Genomic DNA, 18,463 nt, shown 5'->3' with positions numbered 1-18,463 from the left:
GAAGGGGAGCGATGACCGTCGACTACGCGTGCCACGAGGGTGTGGCCGTGCTGCGCCTGAACCGTCCGGAACGGCTGAACGCCGTGGTCCCGGCCCTGGTGGACGACCTGCTGGCGGCGTTCGAGCGGGCGCGTTCGGAGGCCCGTGTCGCCGTGCTGGCGGGGCGTGGGCGGGCGTTCTGCGCCGGCCACGACCTCAAGGAGCCGGTGCCGGTCGAGACCGTGCTGGAGACGCGGGCGCGACTGGAACGCATCCAGGACGTGACGCGGGCCGTGCGGGACTTCCCCGGGGTCGTGATCGCGGCGGTGCACGGGTACGCGCTCGGGGCAGGCTGCGAGTTTGCGCTGGGCTGCGATCTGGTGGTCGCGCACGAGGACGCGCAGTTCGGGTTCCCCGAGGTGAGCGTGGGGTTGAGCGTGACCGGCGGCATCTCCGCCCTGTTGCCGCGGATGGTCGGGCTGCCGCGCGCCAAGGAGCTTCTGCTGCTGGGAGAACGGGTTTCGGCGGCGCGCGCCTACGAGTGGGGGCTGGTCAACCGGGTCACGTCCGATCACGAGAAGACGGCGCTGGAGTTGGCTGCCGAACTGGCCTCCCGCCCGCCGGTCGCGGTGTCGCTGGCCAAGCGGGTGCTGGACCTCGGTGCCGATGCGTCGATGGAGGCCGCGCTGGCCACCGAGGTCGATCACGCGATCCTGACCAGCCTGTCCGGGGAGAACGAGGCGCCGCGCGAGGAGTTCGGCCGTGGCTGACCTTCTGTCGGCGCTGCGCACGGCCGTGCTGAGGTGGCCGGACAAGGTCGCGTGGACGTTCGATCCGGGCGGCTCGTTCACGTTCGCCGAGATCGACGGCCTGTCCGACGGGTACGCGCAGGCGTTGCGGGACAGGGGGATTAGCTCCGGGGACCGGGTCGCGATCATGCTCCGCAACGTGCCGGAGTTCCCGCTGATCTGGTTCGCGCTGGTCAAGCTCGGGGCCACGGCGGTGCCGCTGAACGTCAGGTACCGCTCGGCCGACGCGGGGCACGTGCTGCGGACGGCCGAGGTGGCGGCGGTGGTGAGCACCGAGGAGTTCCGGCCGTTGCTCGCCGCAGAGTTGGTGCACTACGTCGAGGAGCTGGAGCCCGTCGAGGGGTTCGTGCAGGGGCCGGTGTCCGCGCCGGTCAGCCTCCAGTTCACCTCGGGCACCACCGGGAAGCCGAAGGCCTGCGTGCTCTCGCATTCGTACTGGATGACTCTCGGCGGCAGCCTGGTCGAGCACTTCCCGCACCTGACGTCCGATGACGTGATGCTCACCGCGCAACCGTTCCACTACATCGATCCACAATGGAACGTCGTCGCGGCGATGCTGGCGGGCGCGCATCTCGTCGTGCTGGACGGCTTCCACCCGTCGTCGTTCTGGGCGAAGGTGCGCGAGCACGGCGTCACGTACTTCTACTGCCTCGGCGCGATGCCGACGTTGCTGCTGCGCATGCCTCCCGATCCGTTGGACCGCCAGCATTCCGTTCGGATCGTGCAGGCTTCCGCGATTCCGCCCGCGTCGCACGCCGAGTTGGAAAAGCGGTGGGGCGTCGGCTGGTTCGAGGCGTTCGGCATGACCGAGACCGGTGCCGACCTGCGGATCACCCGGGAAGACCACGACAGGTTCGTCGGCACCGGCTGCCTCGGCCTGCCCGCCCCGCACCGCGAGGCGAAGATCGTCGACGGCGAGTTGTGGTTGCGCGGCCCGGGAATGATGGACGGCTACCTCGGCCTGCCCTCGCCGTTTCACGACGGCTGGTTCCGCACCGGCGACCTCGCCCGGATGGAGGACGGCCGCGTCTACCACCTCGGGCGCAGCAAGGACATGATCCGGCGCGGCGGCGAGAACGTGGCGGCGCACGAGGTCGAGGAAGTGCTGATGTCGCACCCCGCGGTGCGCCTCGCGGCCGTGATCGGCGTGCCGGACGACATTCGCGGTGAGGAGGTCAAAGCGTTCGTGGTCGGCGAAGTCACTGATCAGGAGCTCGCCGAGTACTGCGCGGAAAGGCTGGCGTCGTTCAAGGTTCCGCGTTTCTGGGAGTTCCGCGAAGATCTACCGCGCACCCCGTCCGAACGCGTCGCCAAGGAGCAGCTGCGGTGAGCTTCCACTTCGAGAGCCCTGTCTACTTCGACGAGCTCGACCTGAACGGCACACTGCACAACTCGCGCTTCGCCCTGCACGTCGAACGCGCCCAATCCGCCCTGTTCGAGTCGATGGGCTTCGGCTGGTCCACCTACGCCGACCGCGACCCGGACCTGAACTACGTGGTGAAGGAACTGCACATCGAGTTCAACGCGGCCTTCACCGCACCCGGCGTCTTACCGGTCGAGATCACCGCCGACCGCATCGGCACCACCAGCGCCCGCTACGGCTTCCGCTGCGGCCGGTACGCCTCCGGCTACCGCGTGATCGTCAAGGTGGGCGCCGACGGCCGTCCCGCGCCCTGGAGCGAGTGGTACCGCATGGCCTTCGAAGGGCTCTCATGATCAAGGCAGACCTGCTGCTCACCAACGCCGAGTTCGTGACGCTGGACGGTCCGGCCTCCGCGCTGGCCGTGCTGGGCGACCGGATCGTGGCCCTGGAAGAAGTACCGGCCCACGAGGTCGTCGACCTGGGTGGCGCGGTGGTCACCCCGGGGTTCCACGACGCCCACAACCACATGGCGTGGTTCGGCCTCACACTGTCCGAAGTGGACTGCCGCGTCACGAGCCTGGACGCCCTGTACGCGGCGGTGGAGGCCGCGCCCGGCGGCGAGTGGGTCGTCGGCTTCGGCTACGACCAGAACAAGTGCGGCGGCCACCCGACCCGTGACGGCCTCGACCGCGTGGCGCGCGGCCGCAAGGTGTGGATCAAGCACACGTCCGGACACATGTGCGTGGTCAACACCCCGGTCCTGGAAGCGTTGGGGCTGGCGGACTCCGCCGTGGAGGTGTCCGGTGGCCTGGTGGTCACGGATGGTGCCGGCCGTCCCACCGGGTTGTTGCAGGAACAGGCCCAGCAACTGGTCAACCCGCTGGTGCTGCCCTACCCGATCGACACGCTGGTCGACGCGATCGACCGAGCGGGCCGCGTGTACCTGAGCGAGGGCATCACCAGCTGCGTCGAGGCGGGCATCGGCGGCGGCTGGATCGGCAAGTCCCCGGTCGAACTCGAGGCGTACCACCGGGCCCGCGATCAGGGCAACCTGCACGTCCGGGTCGAGCTCATGATCGCCGCCGACGCGTTGCACGAGGTGGTCGAACTCGGCCTCGGCCTGGACCTGGGCCTGCGCACCGGCTTCGGCGACGACTGGCTGCGCATCGGCCCCACCAAGATCTTCTCCGACGGCTCCCTGATCGGCCACACCGCCGCGATGTGCCACGACTTCGCCGACACCCCGGGCAACCAGGGCTACCTCCAGGACGACGCGGAGGCGTTGCGGTCCCGGATCATCGCCGCTCACCGCGCGGGCTGGAGGGTGGCCACCCACGCCATCGGCGACGCCGCCATCGACCTGGTCCTCGACGCCTACGAGGAAGCCCAGCGCTTGGCCCCGCGCTCCGACCCCCGCCACCGCATCGAACACTTCGGCGTCTCCCGCCCCGACCAGGTCTCGCGGGCCTCGCGGCTGGGCGTGATCCCCGTGCCCCAGGGCCGTTTCGTCAACGAGATCGGCGACGGCATGCTGCGCGCACTGGGTCCCGAACGTTCGGCGTGGGCGTACCGCCAGCGCTCACTGCTCGACGCGGGCCTGATCGTCCCGGGTAGCTCCGACCGCCCGGTGGTGAGTGGCGCCCCGTTGCTGGGCATGCACGACATGGTCAACCAACTGACGTCGTCCGGTGCCGAGTTCACCGCGTCCGAAGCCGTCACGGGCCTGGAAGCGTTGCGCGCCTTCACCTACGGCTCCGCCTACGCCTCGAAGCAGGAACACCTGAAAGGATCGTTGTCGGTGGGCAAACTCGCCGACCTCGTCGTCCTCTCCGGCAATCCGGCGACGACAGACCGCATCAAGGACATCCGAGTGCTGCGCACGATGGTGGGGGGACAGTTCCGATGGAGCTCGTAGCCGCGTCGACCCTGACACCGGCCGAACTGACGGCCGTCGAACAGATCTACTTCGACGGCTTCGAACCGCACCTGCGCGCGTCCTTCGACAACCTCCTGGCCGACACCGCCCTGGTGCTGATGGACGACAAACCGCTGGGGCTGGCCGTCCTGCGCGTGCTGGGCGACACCGGCTGGGTCTACCTGCGCTACTTCACCGTGGGGGAGAAGGGCAGAGGACTGGGCGAACACCTCTGGACCCACCTGCGCACCGCCATGACCGGCGCCGGTCACACCCGCATCGTCTACGACGTCGAAGACCCGGCCCAGCACGGCATCGACCAGGCCGAGGAACGGATCCGGCGCCGTCGCATCGAGTTCTACCGCCGCCTCGGCGCCGTGCTGCTGCCGGTCAACGGCTACCTGCCACCGCAGGGCAGCGCCGGCTACCCGATGCTGCTGATGGCCGCGGACTACGTCGAGCAGACCCCGGCGGCGTCCGACGACCTCGAACGGATCGTGGTCGCGGTCTACGAACACCGCTACGGGGTGGCGCCTTCGGACCCGGTGGTGGAACGGACGTTGCGGCTCAGCGGCGTGTCACTCGCGCGCTGACCCGACCTTCCAGTACCCGCTGAACATGATCGCCTTCCGGTCCACCCCGCGGTCCTTCACGAGGTGCCGCCGCACCCCGGTCGCGAGCGCCGACTCCCCGCACGCCCACGCGTACTCCACAGTGGACAGCGTCGTCCCCTGGATCGCCTTCAGCACGGCGGAACCCGGCTCGCCGTCGCCGCGGAACACCCACTCCGCCTCCAGGTCGACGCAGAAGGACTCGTCCGGCACCTCGACGAACACGTGCAACGGCCGCGTCTCCACCTCCAGGATCGCGGCGAGCGCGGGCAACGCCGTCTCGTCCGCCGCGAGCAGCACCGAGCCGTCGGTGGGCGGGCGGTAGGCCGAGCCACCCGCGCGGAACCCGGCCTGGTCGCCGGCGATCGCGCGGCGCGCCCAGCGAGTCCCGGGGCCGGCGTCGCCGTGCACCACGAAGTCCACGTCGATCTCTGCCGCGGCGGGGCGGTGCGCTCGGACCGTGTACCAACGCAGGTCGGGGCGGGTCTCCTCCGGCATGGCGCGCAGGGAGGTGCGGACGTTGATGCGGTCGTCGGGTGGCATCACGAGGTCGCGGCCGGACGCCATCAGCAGGCCGAAGTACTCGTCGGGGCCGGTGACCGCGAACGAGGAGAACTCCGGTGCGTGGAACGTGATCCGCCGCATGTGGTCGCTGAGTTCGGTGACCGCGGTGACGGTCATGACGAACTGGTCGAAGACCTCGCGGCGGTTCGCGGGGGCCATCACCAGCTCGGCGGCCTTGGTGGCGGCCTTGAGGGTGAACCTCTCGAAGGCGGAGTAGCGCGACATGGGAGCAACGTACACCTTTGGTTAGGCTTACCTAAACCCTTGGGCGAGATCGTCATCGATGGCGCACACTGCGGACATGTTCCCCAGGACCGCGCAACAGCAGTGGTGGTTCGAAGAGCCTGAGAGCAAGAACCGCAGCCAGGCCGCCGGCCTCAGGCTCGCCATCGCCTATCACGACCGGGACGCCGACGCCGTCGCGCGCGCGTTGCCCGAGGACGACGCCGAGGTCCGGCTCGTGATGGGAGCGCTCGAGAACGGACTGCTCGCGCTCAACCAATTCCACCCGCCCGGCGCGCCGGACGAGGTGTGGGCGAAGGTCACGCCGATCCTCGACGCCTCCGCGCCGAAGGGAGTCGCGGTCCGAGCGCGCGCACTCCTCGCTGCGATGACGCACGCCATGTACGACCCGACGCTCAACGAGGTCTACGAACGCAAGGAGCAGGACCCGTACGCCGGCGCGCACCTGTACGCCGCGCTCACGGCCATGCGCTCGTCGGACGGCGGGGGCGACATCGAGTACATGCGGGCCAGGGCGGACGAGCTCGACCTGGCCTGAACGCCCCGCGAACTGGGGAAACACCTATGAGTTGCAGCTAACACGAACCCAGGCGTGCATGGGCATACATCTTCGTGCATAATTCTCAACGTGTCCAAGGTGCTCACTTCACTCCCAGCCGGCGAACGCGTCGGCATCGCCTTCTCCGGTGGTCTCGACACCTCCGTCGCGGTCGCGTGGATGCGTGAGAAGGGCGCTGTGCCCTGCACGTACACCGCGGACATCGGGCAGTACGACGAGCCCGAGATCGACACCGTCCCCGGCCGCGCCGGGACGTACGGTGCCGAGATCGCGCGGCTGGTCGACTGCCGCTCCGCGCTGGTCGAGGAGGGTCTCGCGGCGCTCGCCTGCGGCGCGTTCCACATCCGCTCCGGTGGCCGCGCGTACTTCAACACGACCCCGCTCGGGCGGGCCGTCACGGGCACCATGCTCGTGCGCGCCATGCTCGACGACGACGTCCAGATCTGGGGCGACGGCTCCACCTACAAGGGCAACGACATCGAGCGGTTCTACCGCTACGGTCTGCTCGCCAACCCGTCGCTGCGCATCTACAAGCCGTGGCTCGACGCGGCGTTCGTGAGCGAACTCGGCGGCCGCAAGGAGATGTCCGAGTGGCTGCTCGAGCGTGACCTGCCCTACCGCTCGTCGGTGGAGAAGGCGTACTCGACCGACGCGAACATCTGGGGCGCCACCCACGAGGCCAAGTCGCTCGAACTGCTCAACGAGGGCATCGAGATCGTCGAGCCGATCATGGGCGTCAAGTTCTGGGACCCGTCGGTCGAGATCGCGACCGAGGACGTCACCGTCGGCTTCGACCAGGGCCGCCCGGTCACGATCAACGGCAAGGAGTTCCACGACTCGGTGGACCTCGTGCTGGAGGCGAACGCCATCGGCGGCCGCCACGGTCTCGGCATGTCCGACCAGATCGAGAACCGCATCATCGAGGCCAAGAGCCGCGGCATCTACGAGGCGCCCGGCATGGCGTTGCTCTACATCGCCTACGACCGCCTCGTGAACGCGATCCACAACGAGGACACCGTCGCGGCGTACCACAACGAGGGCCGCAAGCTCGGCCGGCTGCTGTACGAAGGCCGCTGGCTCGACCCGCAGTCGCTGATGCTGCGCGAGTCGCTGCAGCGCTGGGTCGGTGCCGCCGTCACCGGTGAGGTCACGCTGCGGCTGCGCCGGGGCGACGACTACTCGATCCTCGACACGTCCGGCCCGGCGTTCAGCTACCACCCGGACAAGCTGTCGATGGAACGCACCGAGGACTCGGCGTTCGGCCCGGTCGACCGCATCGGCCAGCTGACCATGCGCAACCTCGACATCGCGGACTCCCGCGCCAAGCTGGAGCTCTTCGCGGGCCTCGGCATGGTCGGCACCCGCCAGTCGGCGCTCATCTCCGCCCAGCCCGAGCCGACCCAGCTGATCGGCGAGGTGCCGGACGGCGGCGCCGAGGCGATCGCCTCGCGCGGTGAGGTGTCGGAGGCCGACGAGCTGCTCGACGCGGCCGCGATGGAGTTCGGCACGGACTAGTCTTCTTCTGAACGGGAACGGGGTGGGAGCTGCGCGCTCCCACCCCGTTCTCTCATGTCTGGGGCCACATCGAGTAGATGACGTCGTCCGCGTCCGCGCACACGACCTGCGGCATGATCCCCTCGGGAACCTGGTTGCAGGACATGGTCCCGATCTTGAGCGGCGGCAGTCCCGTCTTGGGGTCCGAGCGCTCGGCGTAGTAGTCGAACAGCACGGCACCGGCCCGGTCGCAGTTCAACCGGCCCGACGGCGTCTCCATCACGACCGCCAGCATCGGTTTGCCCAGGGCGCCGACGAACGGCTGCTCGCAGTACTGCGACGGCATGCCCTCGTACTCGTCCGGCGCCACACCGTCCAAAGCGGTCTTCTCCGCCGCCTCGGTGGTGGTGACCGGCGCCTGTTCGGTGGTCGTGGTCGTCGTTTGCGTCGTGGACCCCGAACCGGAGCCGGTGACCTCGGTGCTGCACCCGGCGGCGAGGACGGCGAGCAGCGCGATCAAGAACCTCATGCCACCGGGGTCGGTGCGAAGCGGGACATCGTTACCCCGCTAGCGGGGTGGCTCAAAACGCTGCCGGTGTATTCGTGTCCAGACGGTCGTGTCGGGGTGCCGCCCCCGCGTACTCGTACTGGTTGTACGGGGGCGTGGGGGCGGTGCCGCGACGCGGCCTGCTGGGCACGGATACGCCGCCAGCGTTTTGAGCCACTCCGCTAGCCTCACAGCTTGTGTCGATCGACGCTGAGCGGGTCAGGCCCGCGGTGCTGCTCAACCCCCTGGCCGGCGACCCGACGGACGCCGACAGCCACATCGGCGGCCCGATGCTGTGGCCGATCGACGACCCGTGGCCGCACTGCGATGGCGCGGCCCACGACCCCGCGAGCGGCGCCGAGCCGTTCGTCGGCGCCCTGCAGCTCTACCGCCGCGACTACCCGGAGCTGCCTTTCCCCGAGGGCACGGACCTGCTCCAGGTCTTCCTCTGCACGGTGCACCACGTCCTCCCGAGCGGCAGCTACGGCCCGGACGTCGAGCTGGTGTGGCGCGACTCCACGACGGTCTTCGAGTTGATCGAGGAGGAGCCCGAGCCGTCCGAACAGGAAGAGCTGTACGTCCCGACGGTGAACGCGCTCGAGCCCATCCGGTTCGGCGAGCACGAGGACAAGGTCTCCGGCGGCACGAAGATCGGCGGCTGGACGGCGTGGAGCGGGCCCGTCGAGTTCGCCTGCCCTGACTGCGGTGCGGCGCAACGCCAGACCCTGTCGCTCGCGACGCACGAACCGTCCGGTGAGGACGTCGAGTGGGAGTTCGGCGACGCGGGCAACCTGAACGTCTTCACGTGTCCGCAGGACGTCAGGCACCCGATCGCGGTGTACGTCGACTGAGCGCCGCCACCCCGGCCAGCAGCACCAGCAACACACCGGCGAACCACGTCATCACGGTGGCCGGCGCCAGGTAGCGGGTCGCGAGGCCGATCGACAGCGATGGCACGCTCAGTCCGAGGTAGGCGATGAAGAACAACGTCGCCAGCGCCTCACCGCGCTTGGCCGGAGCGGCCATCGCGGCGACCGCGCCGATCGACGCCTTGAACTGCACGCCCGCCCCGATGCCGGCGACGGCGCCACCGACCAGGAACAACGGGAAGCTCGTCGCGTAGATCCCGGCGACCACCAGCAGCACACCCAGAGCCTGACCACCGAGCCCGAGGACCCGGCGAACGCCCACGGACAACGAACCGGTCAGCGTCTGCGCCACGGCCGCGCCGCCGAACACCAGGAACACCACGAGCCCGGCCAGCAGCCGGGACGGGTGGTGCAGTTCGCCCGCCACGAACCCCGGCGCCACCGACGTGAACACGCCGAACACCGAGAACGCGGCGAACGCACCGGCACCGGCGGCCACGTATCCACGTCGGTCACCGTGATCGGCGGAGATCCGCTGCGGCCGGTACGGCACCCGACGGCGGTCGACGGTCTCCGGGGTGAGAGCGACAGCGGCGACCGACACCACCAGCAGCACGGCCAGCACGACGTACGGAGTGCTCAACGGCGACGGCACGTACTCCGCGAGCACGCCCGCGATCAGCGCGCCGACGCCCAGGCCACCGATGTTCGTGGCCGTCGACACGATCTCGAACCGGCGCGGCGTGGCACCGGGGCGATGCCGGGTGTGCAGGTCGTAGAGGAACGCGGTGGAGGTGGCGACGGTCATGCCGATGCCCAGGCCGTTGATCACCCGCGCCACGATCAGCACCGGCAGCGAGGTGCTGGTCAGGAACAGCAGCGCGGAGATGATCTCCAACGTCAGCGCCGGGATGAGGATCGCCTTGCGCCCCACCCAGTCCGAGATGTGCCCGGCCAGCACGAGGCTGATCACCACACCGACCGCGAACGCCGCGAACACCACCGTGATGTCGAACGTCGTGAAGCCCTCGCGGGCCACGTAGAGCGGGAACAGGGGAGCGGGGACGGTGGAGTAGGCGCTCGCGACGAGGAACGTGAGGGCGACGGCCCAGAAGCCGCGGCCGTGGTGCTTGCTCTCGGCAGGTCGTTCGGCGACCGGCGGTGAATCGAGGACCAGAGACATGCCATCACTGTGCCGACCTGCAAGCATCACGTCCAACGAAAGCTGGAGCTAGCGATCATCAGAATATGAGATACTCGCTGGTGTGGACCTGCGTCAGCTGGAGTACTTCGTCGCGGTCGCCGAGGAGGCGAGCTTCACCCGCGCCGCCGCCCGCGTGCACGTCGTGCAGAGCGCCGTGTCGGCCGCGATCAAGACCCTCGAACGCGAGCTCGGCGCGTCCCTGCTCGACCGCAACTCCAAGAGGGTGCTGCTGACCGACGAGGGCGAGGCGTTGCTGCCGAAAGCCCAGGCCGTGCTCGACGCCGTCACGGCGGCCAGGGATGCGGTCGCGCAGGTCAGGGGCGGGCTCACCGGCACGGTCCGGCTCGGCACGCTGACGTCGGTGACGCTGATCAACCTGCCCGAGCTGCTCGGCGAGTTCCACCGGCGCCACCCCGGCGTGCTGGTGCGCACGAACGCGGCGACGTCCGGCTCGCTCGGGCTGGTGGAGCAGCTACTCGACCGCAGCCTCGACCTGTCCTTCGTGTCGCTGCCCGGCGCGGTGCCGGACGGCATCGTGCTCGACGAGCTGTCCCACTCGCCGATGGACCTGGTCGTGCCGGTCGGTCACCCGCTGGCCGCGCGCGACGAGGTGCCGATCAGCGACCTCGCCGGGCTCGACTTCATCGACTCACCGCTCGGCTACGGCAACCGGATGGTGGCCGACCGGGCGTTCGCCGCCAACGCCGTGCCGCGCCGGGTGACCGTGGAGATGTCCGACATCTACACAGGCGTCGACTTCGTGCGGCACGGCCTCGGCGTGGTGCTGCTGCCCGACTACATCATCGGGGCGGCGGCCGGGGTGAAGACGCTCAAGGTGACGGGCGCGGACCTGCGCTGGCCGCTCGGGCTCGCGTGGCCCGCCGGACGCAGGCCGAGCGCCGCCACCAGGGCGTTGATCGGCGTCATCCACGAGGTGTTCAGGCTCGGGGAGCCACGCAGCTGAAGCTCGCCGCGACGTTCGGATCGCCTGTGCGGTAACGAGGCCAGGCCGGGTACTCGCACAGCGGCCGCGTCCTGGCGTGCGTCAGGTCCGTGACGACCGGGGAGCGCGGCGACCGTCCACTTGCGACCCACTGTTCGAGCGCGGTGAGCGAGTCCCAGCCCGCGGCGAACGCCGGGGTGCCGAAGTTCGCGTGGTTGGCGCCGGGCACGAGGTAGTACCGCAGGAACTCGTCCGTCGCCCTGGGCCCGAGCCGGTCGCGCACGCGTTCGTAGTAGTCGTTGGTCGACCGGTGCGAGACGAGCTCGTCCGCGTTGCCGTGCAACAGGATCAGCTTGCCGCCGGATCGTGCGAACGGGCGCAGGTCGGTGTTGTTGCGGTCCTGGATCAACGACAGCTCGCTGATTCGGGAGAGCCACTTGCCGGGCTTGCGCGGGTCGAGGTCGAGAGCGCTGAAGCCGGGGTCGCGGGTCAGGAAGTGCTTCACCCACTGGTCCCAGTACTGCATGCCGTACCCGCTGGTGGTGGGCATCGGGTTCGCCGGGGCGGTGGTGCCGAACCCGAGGAACGGCGTCCGCATGTCCGCGCCGGACAGGAACGGGAAGCCGGGGTAGTTCGTCTCGCCGCTCGCGACCTGGTACGGCCAGCGGAACGGCGTGGACATGGCCGTCACCGCCTCGATCTGCGCGTCCGTCAGGCACCCGGCGGCCTGCGGGCACCGCAACGTGCGGGGGTCGAACCGGCAATCGGGGTTCGAGACGACGCCGTCGCGCACCCCGTCCGCGCCGTCGCACGCGCTGATCACGCTGGTGTACAACAACGTCTGCTCGGCCGGTCCGGGGAACGCGCCGGGCTGCGCCAGCACCTGCGTCAGGTACCCCAGGTACAGGCCTTCGGCGAGGTTGTTCCACGCCGGGAAACCGGAGATCACGCCGTCGAACGCGTCCGGCCACCGCTGTGCGACGACGAGCGCCTCCCGGCCACCCGTCGAGCCGCCGGCGAAGAACGTCTGCGCCGGACCGCGCCCATAAGCCCGCCGCACCAGGAACATGCTGGCGTCGAAGGTCTTCTTGAGCGCGTCCCCGGCGGCGAAGTTCCGCAACGCCTCGTCGTTCACCCCGAACGACCCGTCCAGCGACGGAACGGTTCCGGGCGTCTGCTGATGACCCGAGTCGCTGGCGAACGTGACGTACCGGCGGGCCAGCGGTGCGTCCCCGGCGGCGAACGGCACGGTGCCCGTCAACGAGGGAATCGTGCCGTTGTACCCGCCACCGCCGAACATCAACGCCTTGCGGTTCCACCCTTCCGGCAACGCCACCCGCATCTTGATCGCGGGCGCGGACCGGTCCACCGGACGCAGGTCGGCGTCCACCTGGCAGTACTCGATCGTCCGTCCACTCACGACACTCGACGTGGCGATGGCCGAGGTGACCTGGCCTCCCCGAGTGGGCAGGCTGATCGCGGAGGCCGGGATCGCCACCCCGGCCAACGAGGCACAGGACGCGGAAGGCGTTGCGAGAGCCGGGGTTCCGCCGAGCAGCAGAACCGCGGCGGCCAGCACGACGGGGGTCTTCACCACCGGTGTCCTTTCAACGGTAGAGGTGCGTGCCGGGAACGGCCTCGGGGTCCGAGCGGACCTCGGCCGGGTTCGTCTCGGGCAGGAACCACGCGCAGACGAACGTGATCAGCCCCATCAGCGTGATGTAGGCGGCCACGGGCAGGGTGCTGCCGGTCTCCGCGATCAGCGCGGTCATCAGGAACGGCGTGCCACCGCTGATCACGATCGCGGACAGCTGGTAGGACAGCGACGCGCCGGAGTACCGGACGTTGGGCGCGAACAGCTCGCCGAGGAAGCTCGCGATCGGGCCGTAGGTGAGGCTCTGGAAGATGAAGCCCACCACCACGGCGACGAAGATCAGCGGCAGCGACGCGGTGTTGACCAGCCCGAAGTAGGGGAAGCCCCACAACGCCACGCCCAGCCCGCCGATCAGGATCAACGGCCGCCGTCCGATCCGGTCGGACACGTGCCCGGACCACGGCAGCACCGCGAGCATCGCCACGGAACTGAGCAGCACCACCGTGAGCAGCCCGTTGCGGTCGAGCTTCAACGACGTGGTGCCGTAGTTCAGCAGTCCGGCGATGCTGACGTAGAACAGGCTGTTGGTCGCCGAGAGGATCCCGCAGGCGAGCAGGATCGTTCCCCACCGGGAGCGGATCACCTGAGCGAGCGGCGCCCGCACCACCGCGCGTTCCGGCCGGGCCACCTCGCTCTGCAACGCGCGGAACTCCGGCGTGTCCTCCACTTTGGACTGCACGTACAGGACCACGCCGAACATCACGATGCTGAGCAGGAACGGGATCCGCCAGCCCCAGCTGAGGAACGCGTCGTTCGGCATCAGCCCGCTCGCGGCCACGAAGATCAGGTTCGAGATGATCACCGCGACCGGGACGCTGGTCTGCCCGAACGTCCCGGCGAACCCGCGCCGTTTAGGGCTCGCGGACTCGGTGAGCAGCAACATGATCCCACCCCACTGCCCACCCGCCGCGAGTCCCTGCAGGAACCGCAGCGTCACCAGCAGGATCGGCGCCAGCGCCCCCACCGACGACGCGCTGGGCAGGCAGCCGATCAGGAACGTCGCGGCGCCCATCAACGCGAGGCACGTGACGACGACCGGCTTGCGCCCGTACTTGTCACCGAAGTGCCCGGCGAGCACCCCGCCGACCGGCCGCGCCACGAACCCGGCCCAGAACGTGCTGAACGCGAGCAGCGTGCCGGTCAGCGCCGACGACTGCGGGAAGAACACCTTGGGGAACACCAGCGCGGCCGCGGTGCCGTAGAGGAAGAAGTCGTACCACTCGATCGAACTGCCGATCAGGCCCGCGGTGAGGAGCTTGCGGAAGCCGCGCCGCCGGGTCTGTTCCGGCTGGGCCACAGGGGTCGTCATACATGCCGCCTTCGTCGATGAACCGGCAGGTGATGACGGCCAACGCTAGGGCGGCGGGCCTGGCGAGCCGAGGTCCGGATCACACACCGCAGGCCCGGATCTGGTGGACCTTTCCTCCACCGATTTCTGAGTGAGAATGGGCCGGTGACCGAAACGGACGAACTCGTGCGCCGGCAGCGGGAACTCGCGTCGTTGTACGCGACGGCGAAGTCGCTGACCGCGCTCGGCGAACTCGACGACGTGCTGCAGTCGATCGTCCGGCACGCCCACGACCTGATGGGCACGGACTTCACGTACCTCTCGCTGGTCGCGGACGGCAGGCTGTCGGCGAAGGCGGCCGAGGGCACGATCTCGGCGGCGTTCCTGAGCGCGACGATCCCGGCCGGGGTCGGGCTCGGCGGCAAGGTGATGGCCACCCGCCGTCCGCAGTGGGTGCGCAATTACGCCGCCTCGACCCACATCGACCACGACGCGGGCTTCGACCGGCTGGTCGGCACCGAGGACCTCGTCGCGCTGCTCGGCGTGCCGCTGGTGATCCGCGACGAGGTGGTGGGCGCGTTGTTCGCCGCCTACCGCTCCGAGCGGTCGTTCCACGCGGGCGAGATCGCGTTGCTCAGCGCGTTCGCCGACCACGCTGCAGTGGCGCTCGACAACGCCCGCCTCTACGAGGAGAGCCGGATCGCCTTGCGGGGCCTCAAAGAACACGTCGCGTCCGTCGAACGCGCGCAGGCGATCCACGAGACGTTGACCGGCGTGGTGCTCGAAGGCGGCACCCCGGACGACGTCGCTCAGCACCTCGCCGGGCAGCTCGGCGGCAGCGTGGTCGTGCTCGACCGGGCCGACGCGGCGGGCCACCGGTCCGGCCGGGTCACGACGTCGGTCGCCGACGGCATCGCGCACAGCGTGGCGCCGATCCGGGCGGGCGACAGCCACCTCGGCGCGTTGTCGTGGAGCCGGAAAGCCCTGCCGGAGCACGGGGTCTCCGACGAGATGGACCTGCGCACCCTCGAACGCGCCACGCACATCCTGGGGTTGCTGATCCTGAAGGAACGCGCGGTCGCCGACGCCAGCGAACGGCTGAGCGGCGAGCTGCTGACCGAGCTGATGGTCGGCAGCCCTGGCATCAGCGCCTCCCAACGCTCCCGTGCGCACGCTCGCCACATCAACGCCGACAAGCTCGCGCTGGTCGTGGTCGCCGAGTCGGAGGCGCCCGCTGACCTCGTGCGGCATCTGCACGACATCGCGCGGGAACGATCGGGGCTCGCCGGCGAACACCTCGGCAAGGCCACGATGATCGTCCCCAGCACCGACGACGACCGCACCGTCGAGGAGGTCCACCGCCGTCTCAAGCGCGTCTGCGGTGGCCCAGTTGTGGTGGTGGGAGAGCGGGCGGTGAGCCACGACTGGGCGCGCGCGTTCTCGCTCGCAGGGCGCTGCGGCACGGTCATGCGGGCGCTCGGGCACACCGACCGCGGCGCCACGACCGGCCGTTATGCCTTGTACGCCTTGGTGTTCGACGTCGAACGGGTGCACGACCTCGACCGCTTCCTCGCCACGTCGGTCGGGCCGCTGGCGAACCACGACGAACGCCGTGGCACCGACCTCGTCGGCACGCTCACCACCTACTACGACCACCGCGCGAACGTGGCGGCGACAGCGCGCGCGTTGCACGTGCACGTCAACACGTTGCTCAAACGGCTCGATCGGGTCGGCGACGTTCTCGGTGCCGACTGGCGCACCGAGAACGACCTGGAACTGCGCCTCGGGCTGGAACTGCACCGGCTGAGGTCTTCAGGCGGACTCTCGTAGGGCGCTCTTCGACAGCTTCCCCGTACCTGTCTTCGGCAGTGCGGTCCGGAAGAACACCTCGTCGGGCAGCCACCACTTCGCGACCAGCGGCGTGATGTGCCGCACCAGGTCCTCCCCGGTGGTGGCGCTGCCGTCGCGCAGCACGACGTAGGCGACCGGGCGTTCGACCCAGCGCGGGTCGGGCCGGGCGACGACGGCGACCTCGACGACGTCGGTGTGCGAGGCGAGCGCGCTCTCCAGCTCGACCGAGGAGATCCACTCGCCGCCGGACTTGATCAGGTCCTTCATCCGGTCGACCAGCCTGACGTACCCGTGGGCGTCGATCGTGGCGAGGTCGCCGGTGCGCAGCCAGCCGTCCTCGGTGAACCGGTCGGCCGCGTCCACCAGGAAGTAGCCGCCCGCGACCCACGGGCCCGCCACCTGGAGCTCACCGATCGCCTTGCCGTCACGGGGGAGTTCCACGCCCGTCTCGACGTCGGCGATCCGCAGGTTCACCAGCGGCAACGGCTGGCCCTGCGCCGCCCGCACCGCGACCTGATCTCCGTCGGGCAGTGCGTCGTGCTGGGTCCGGGTGCCGCCGATCGTCCCGACCGGACTGATCTCGGTCATGCCCCAGGAGTGCGTGATGGGCACGCCGATGGTGGCGCGGTAGGTCTCCGAGAGTGCCGGGGCGATCGCGGAACCACCGCCCAGCAGGAACCGCACGGCGCTCAAGTCGCGGGACCGCAGACCGGGGGCGAGGCTCGTCCAGACCGTCGGCACCGCACCGGCGACGGTGACCCGTTCGGTCTCCATCAACGACAGCAGGTGCTCCGGTTCGTTCGACGGCCCGGGCAGCACGAGCGAGGCGCCGGTCATCATGGCGCCGTAGGGCAGGCCCCAGGCGTTGGCGTGGAACATCGGCACGATCGGCATCACGACGTCGTTCTCGCACAGGCCGATGAACCCGGCGGCGAGCGTGCCGAGGCAGTGCAGGACGGTCGAGCGGTGGCTGTAGAGCACGCCCTTCGGTGGACCGGTCGTGCCGGAGGTGTAGCAGAGGCCGGACGCCAGGTTCTCGTCCGCCAGCGTGAAGTTGTCCTCGAAAGAGCCGCGGAACGGTTCGGTGGCCACGAGATCGTCGTAGAGCAGGACGCGCGGGTCGTCGGGGATCGGCTCGCCGCTGTCGTCGGGCAGCACGACCCAGTGCCGCACCGACGGCGTGGTCGGTGCGCTGGGCCAGATCCGGGGGAGCAGCGCGCGGTCGACGAACACCACGTCGTCCTGAGCGTGGTTGACGATGTACTCGAGGTGGTCGGCGGAGAGCCGGATGTTGAGCGAGTGCAACACCCGCTTGGTGACCGGCACCGCGAGGTAGAGCTCCAGGTGCCGCCGGGTGTTGGTGGCGAACGTGGCCACGCGGGCGCCGGCCGGCACGTCGAGGGCGTCGAGCGCGGTGGCGAGCCGCCGGACCTGCCCGGCGACGTCGGCGTAGGTGACCCTCTCCTCGTCGGACACGATCTGCTTGTGCGCGTAGAGGCGCTCGGCCCGCTCCAGGATGTGCGCGATGGTGAGCGGCCGGGGTTGCATCAGCCCGTCCATGAGACGTGACCCTAAGTGAGCTGGTCAGGGCGCGAGAGGGAGGAAACGTCCACTCATCCCCGTGCCGCGGCGGCGTTTTCTCACACCCGATAGGCGTCGCACGCGAGCGTGATCAGGTCCGTCAGGTGCTGCGGCGGCTGGTCCTTCCACCACGCGAGCCACACCGGGATCGGCGGCGCGTCGACCACGGCCCGGTACGCGACGCCGGGGCGTGGGTTGAGGCTCGCGGTGGCCTCCGAGGTCATGCCGACGGCCTGTCCGGCCGCGATCAGCGTCAGCCACTCGTCGACGCTGTGGGTGTTGCGCACGACGGCCGGGGCCTTGCCGGGCTGCCAGAGGTCCAGCGTGGTCGTCCCGGTGCGGTCGTCCACCGCGATGCCGTACCTGGCGAGGTCCGCGAGCTTGAGCGAACGCTTGCGCGCCAACGGGTTGTCCGTCGCGACCACGCCGTAGCGGCGTTCGGTGCCGAGCAACGCCGTCTCGAACCTCGGGTCGTCCAGCGCCTTGCGCACGACCGCGACGTCGGCGGTGCCCTCGGCGAGCCCGGCCGTGAGCGAGTTGGACTGCCCGAACACCAGTGGCATGCCGGGATGCTTCTGCGCCCACGCCTTCTGCACGCGCCGGGTGTGCTTGCCCAGCGCTGACCACGCGTAACCGATGCGCAGTTCGGTGAGCGACTGCGCGGCGATCCGGTGCAGGTGCGCGACCTCGTCCAGCACCCGCCGGGCGCCCTCCAGCACCTGGGCGCCGGTCGTGGTGAGCGAGACGTGCCGGGGCGAGCGCTGCAGGAGACGAGTCCCGAGCGTGGCCTCCAGGGCGGCGACCGAACGCGAGACCGACGCCTGGGTGAGGCCCAGGGCGGTGGCGGCGTCGGTGAACGTCCCGGCGTCCACCACGGCGACGAACGCCTTCAGGTGGCGCAGATCCATGCGCAGAGCGTAACCGATCTATACGCCGGACGTATGGTTGAGACGGGGTGTGCATTTCCGGTATCTCCTGGGCGCGCTCAG

At 69.9% G+C, this 18,463-nt stretch carries 17 protein-coding genes; 10 read left to right on the top strand and 7 right to left on the bottom strand.

Annotation, left to right across the window (positions count from 1 at the left end; translation table 11 throughout):
• Nucleotides 1–11: 11 nt before the first annotated feature.
• The 5 genes from JNUCC0626_RS15550 to JNUCC0626_RS15530 are packed head-to-tail and all read left to right on the top strand — an operon-like array spanning nt 12 to nt 4,659.
• Entirely contained in the window at nt 12–749 is a 738-nt protein-coding gene (locus JNUCC0626_RS15550) for an enoyl-CoA hydratase/isomerase family protein (RefSeq protein ID WP_394620463.1), read from the top strand.
• On the top strand, nt 742–2,118 hold the full coding sequence (locus tag JNUCC0626_RS15545; RefSeq protein ID WP_394620462.1) for an AMP-binding protein: 1,377 nt from the start codon (nt 742–744) through the stop codon (nt 2,116–2,118). Before JNUCC0626_RS15550 ends, JNUCC0626_RS15545 begins: the two co-directional genes overlap by 8 nt.
• Nucleotides 2,115–2,504 carry an acyl-CoA thioesterase gene (locus JNUCC0626_RS15540; RefSeq protein ID WP_394620461.1) on the top strand — a complete coding sequence of 130 codons (390 nt, stop codon included), beginning with the start codon at nt 2,115–2,117 and terminating at the stop codon, nt 2,502–2,504. Before JNUCC0626_RS15545 ends, JNUCC0626_RS15540 begins: the two co-directional genes overlap by 4 nt.
• Complete coding sequence (locus JNUCC0626_RS15535) at nt 2,501–4,066, top strand: amidohydrolase (protein WP_394620460.1); 1,566 nt, start codon at nt 2,501–2,503, stop codon at nt 4,064–4,066. The genes JNUCC0626_RS15540 and JNUCC0626_RS15535 overlap by 4 nt, the downstream gene beginning before the upstream one ends.
• A complete protein-coding gene (locus tag JNUCC0626_RS15530; RefSeq protein WP_394620459.1) occupies nt 4,054–4,659 on the top strand; it encodes a hypothetical protein in 606 nt (201 codons plus the stop codon). The genes JNUCC0626_RS15535 and JNUCC0626_RS15530 overlap by 13 nt, the downstream gene beginning before the upstream one ends.
• Here the strand turns inward: JNUCC0626_RS15530 and JNUCC0626_RS15525 are convergent.
• Nucleotides 4,645–5,466: a siderophore-interacting protein gene (locus tag JNUCC0626_RS15525; RefSeq protein WP_394620458.1), complete on the bottom strand. Its 822-nt coding sequence runs from the start codon at nt 5,464–5,466 to the stop codon at nt 4,645–4,647. The two genes, JNUCC0626_RS15530 and JNUCC0626_RS15525, sit on opposite strands and share 15 nt — an antisense overlap.
• 76 nt (nt 5,467–5,542) lie before the next feature.
• Here JNUCC0626_RS15525 and JNUCC0626_RS15520 point away from each other — a divergent pair, with 76 nt between their 5' ends.
• Nucleotides 5,543–6,022, top strand: coding sequence for a hypothetical protein (locus JNUCC0626_RS15520; protein WP_394620457.1), 480 nt, complete (start codon nt 5,543–5,545; stop codon nt 6,020–6,022).
• A gap of 90 nt (nt 6,023–6,112) precedes the next feature.
• Complete coding sequence (gene argG, locus JNUCC0626_RS15515) at nt 6,113–7,558, top strand: argininosuccinate synthase (protein ID WP_285641521.1); 1,446 nt, start codon at nt 6,113–6,115, stop codon at nt 7,556–7,558.
• Between the two features lie 52 nt (nt 7,559–7,610).
• Here the strand turns inward: argG and JNUCC0626_RS15510 are convergent, their stop codons facing one another.
• On the bottom strand, nt 7,611–8,066 hold the full coding sequence (locus tag JNUCC0626_RS15510; RefSeq protein ID WP_394620456.1) for a hypothetical protein: 456 nt from the start codon (nt 8,064–8,066) through the stop codon (nt 7,611–7,613).
• Between the two features lie 215 nt (nt 8,067–8,281).
• On the opposite strand from JNUCC0626_RS15510, the gene JNUCC0626_RS15505 reads away from it, so the two are divergent.
• Nucleotides 8,282–8,935, top strand: a complete 654-nt coding sequence (locus JNUCC0626_RS15505) for a hypothetical protein (RefSeq protein ID WP_394620455.1) — start codon at nt 8,282–8,284, stop codon at nt 8,933–8,935.
• Here JNUCC0626_RS15505 and JNUCC0626_RS15500 read toward each other — a convergent pair.
• Complete coding sequence (locus tag JNUCC0626_RS15500) at nt 8,904–10,136, bottom strand: MFS transporter (protein WP_394620454.1); 1,233 nt, start codon at nt 10,134–10,136, stop codon at nt 8,904–8,906. The genes JNUCC0626_RS15505 and JNUCC0626_RS15500 overlap by 32 nt on opposite strands.
• A gap of 82 nt (nt 10,137–10,218) precedes the next feature.
• Between JNUCC0626_RS15500 and JNUCC0626_RS15495 the strand changes: the two genes are divergently transcribed.
• Nucleotides 10,219–11,121: a LysR family transcriptional regulator gene (locus JNUCC0626_RS15495; RefSeq protein WP_394620453.1), complete on the top strand. Its 903-nt coding sequence runs from the start codon at nt 10,219–10,221 to the stop codon at nt 11,119–11,121.
• On the opposite strand, the gene JNUCC0626_RS15490 is transcribed toward JNUCC0626_RS15495, so the two are convergent.
• Entirely contained in the window at nt 11,096–12,694 is a 1,599-nt protein-coding gene (locus tag JNUCC0626_RS15490; protein ID WP_394620452.1) for a tannase/feruloyl esterase family alpha/beta hydrolase, read from the bottom strand. The two genes, JNUCC0626_RS15495 and JNUCC0626_RS15490, sit on opposite strands and share 26 nt — an antisense overlap.
• 13 nt (nt 12,695–12,707) lie before the next feature.
• Nucleotides 12,708–14,063 (bottom strand): MFS transporter, encoded by a 1,356-nt coding sequence (locus JNUCC0626_RS15485; protein ID WP_394620451.1) that lies wholly within the window; start codon nt 14,061–14,063, stop codon nt 12,708–12,710.
• Nucleotides 14,064–14,207: 144 nt separating this feature from the next.
• Here JNUCC0626_RS15485 and JNUCC0626_RS15480 point away from each other — a divergent pair, with 144 nt between their 5' ends.
• Nucleotides 14,208–15,872 carry a helix-turn-helix domain-containing protein gene (locus tag JNUCC0626_RS15480; protein ID WP_394620450.1) on the top strand — a complete coding sequence of 555 codons (1,665 nt, stop codon included), beginning with the start codon at nt 14,208–14,210 and terminating at the stop codon, nt 15,870–15,872.
• On the opposite strand, the gene JNUCC0626_RS15475 is transcribed toward JNUCC0626_RS15480, so the two are convergent.
• Complete coding sequence (locus JNUCC0626_RS15475) at nt 15,855–17,453, bottom strand: long-chain fatty acid--CoA ligase (RefSeq protein WP_394620449.1); 1,599 nt, start codon at nt 17,451–17,453, stop codon at nt 15,855–15,857. The genes JNUCC0626_RS15480 and JNUCC0626_RS15475 overlap by 18 nt on opposite strands.
• Before the next feature lie 80 nt (nt 17,454–17,533).
• Entirely contained in the window at nt 17,534–18,382 is an 849-nt protein-coding gene (locus JNUCC0626_RS15470) for a LysR family transcriptional regulator (RefSeq protein ID WP_394620448.1), read from the bottom strand.
• Nucleotides 18,383–18,463 lie beyond the last annotated feature (81 nt).

It is taken from the genome of Lentzea sp. JNUCC 0626, assembly GCF_043632865.1.
Taxonomy (GTDB): Bacteria; Actinomycetota; Actinomycetes; order Mycobacteriales; family Pseudonocardiaceae; genus Lentzea.
The sequence above is the reverse complement of the archived record's forward strand: the minus strand, read 5'-3'. Positions and strand labels throughout refer to the sequence as shown.

What these genes read in the sequence shown, in the direction of transcription:
- JNUCC0626_RS15550 (WP_394620463.1), top strand. Translation starts at nt 12, where the DNA reads ATGACCGTCGACTACGCGTGCCACGAGGGTGTGGCCGTGCTGCGCCTG.
- JNUCC0626_RS15535 (WP_394620460.1), top strand. Translation starts at nt 2,501, where the DNA reads ATGATCAAGGCAGACCTGCTGCTCACCAACGCCGAGTTCGTGACGCTG.
- JNUCC0626_RS15530 (WP_394620459.1), top strand. Translation starts at nt 4,054, where the DNA reads ATGGAGCTCGTAGCCGCGTCGACCCTGACACCGGCCGAACTGACGGCC.
- JNUCC0626_RS15525 (WP_394620458.1), bottom strand. Translation starts at nt 5,466, where the DNA reads ATGTCGCGCTACTCCGCCTTCGAGAGGTTCACCCTCAAGGCCGCCACC.
- JNUCC0626_RS15520 (WP_394620457.1), top strand. Translation starts at nt 5,543, where the DNA reads ATGTTCCCCAGGACCGCGCAACAGCAGTGGTGGTTCGAAGAGCCTGAG.
- JNUCC0626_RS15510 (WP_394620456.1), bottom strand. Translation starts at nt 8,066, where the DNA reads ATGAGGTTCTTGATCGCGCTGCTCGCCGTCCTCGCCGCCGGGTGCAGC.
- JNUCC0626_RS15500 (WP_394620454.1), bottom strand. Translation starts at nt 10,136, where the DNA reads ATGTCTCTGGTCCTCGATTCACCGCCGGTCGCCGAACGACCTGCCGAG.
- JNUCC0626_RS15485 (WP_394620451.1), bottom strand. Translation starts at nt 14,063, where the DNA reads ATGACGACCCCTGTGGCCCAGCCGGAACAGACCCGGCGGCGCGGCTTC.
- JNUCC0626_RS15475 (WP_394620449.1), bottom strand. Translation starts at nt 17,453, where the DNA reads ATGGACGGGCTGATGCAACCCCGGCCGCTCACCATCGCGCACATCCTG.
- JNUCC0626_RS15470 (WP_394620448.1), bottom strand. Translation starts at nt 18,382, where the DNA reads ATGGATCTGCGCCACCTGAAGGCGTTCGTCGCCGTGGTGGACGCCGGG.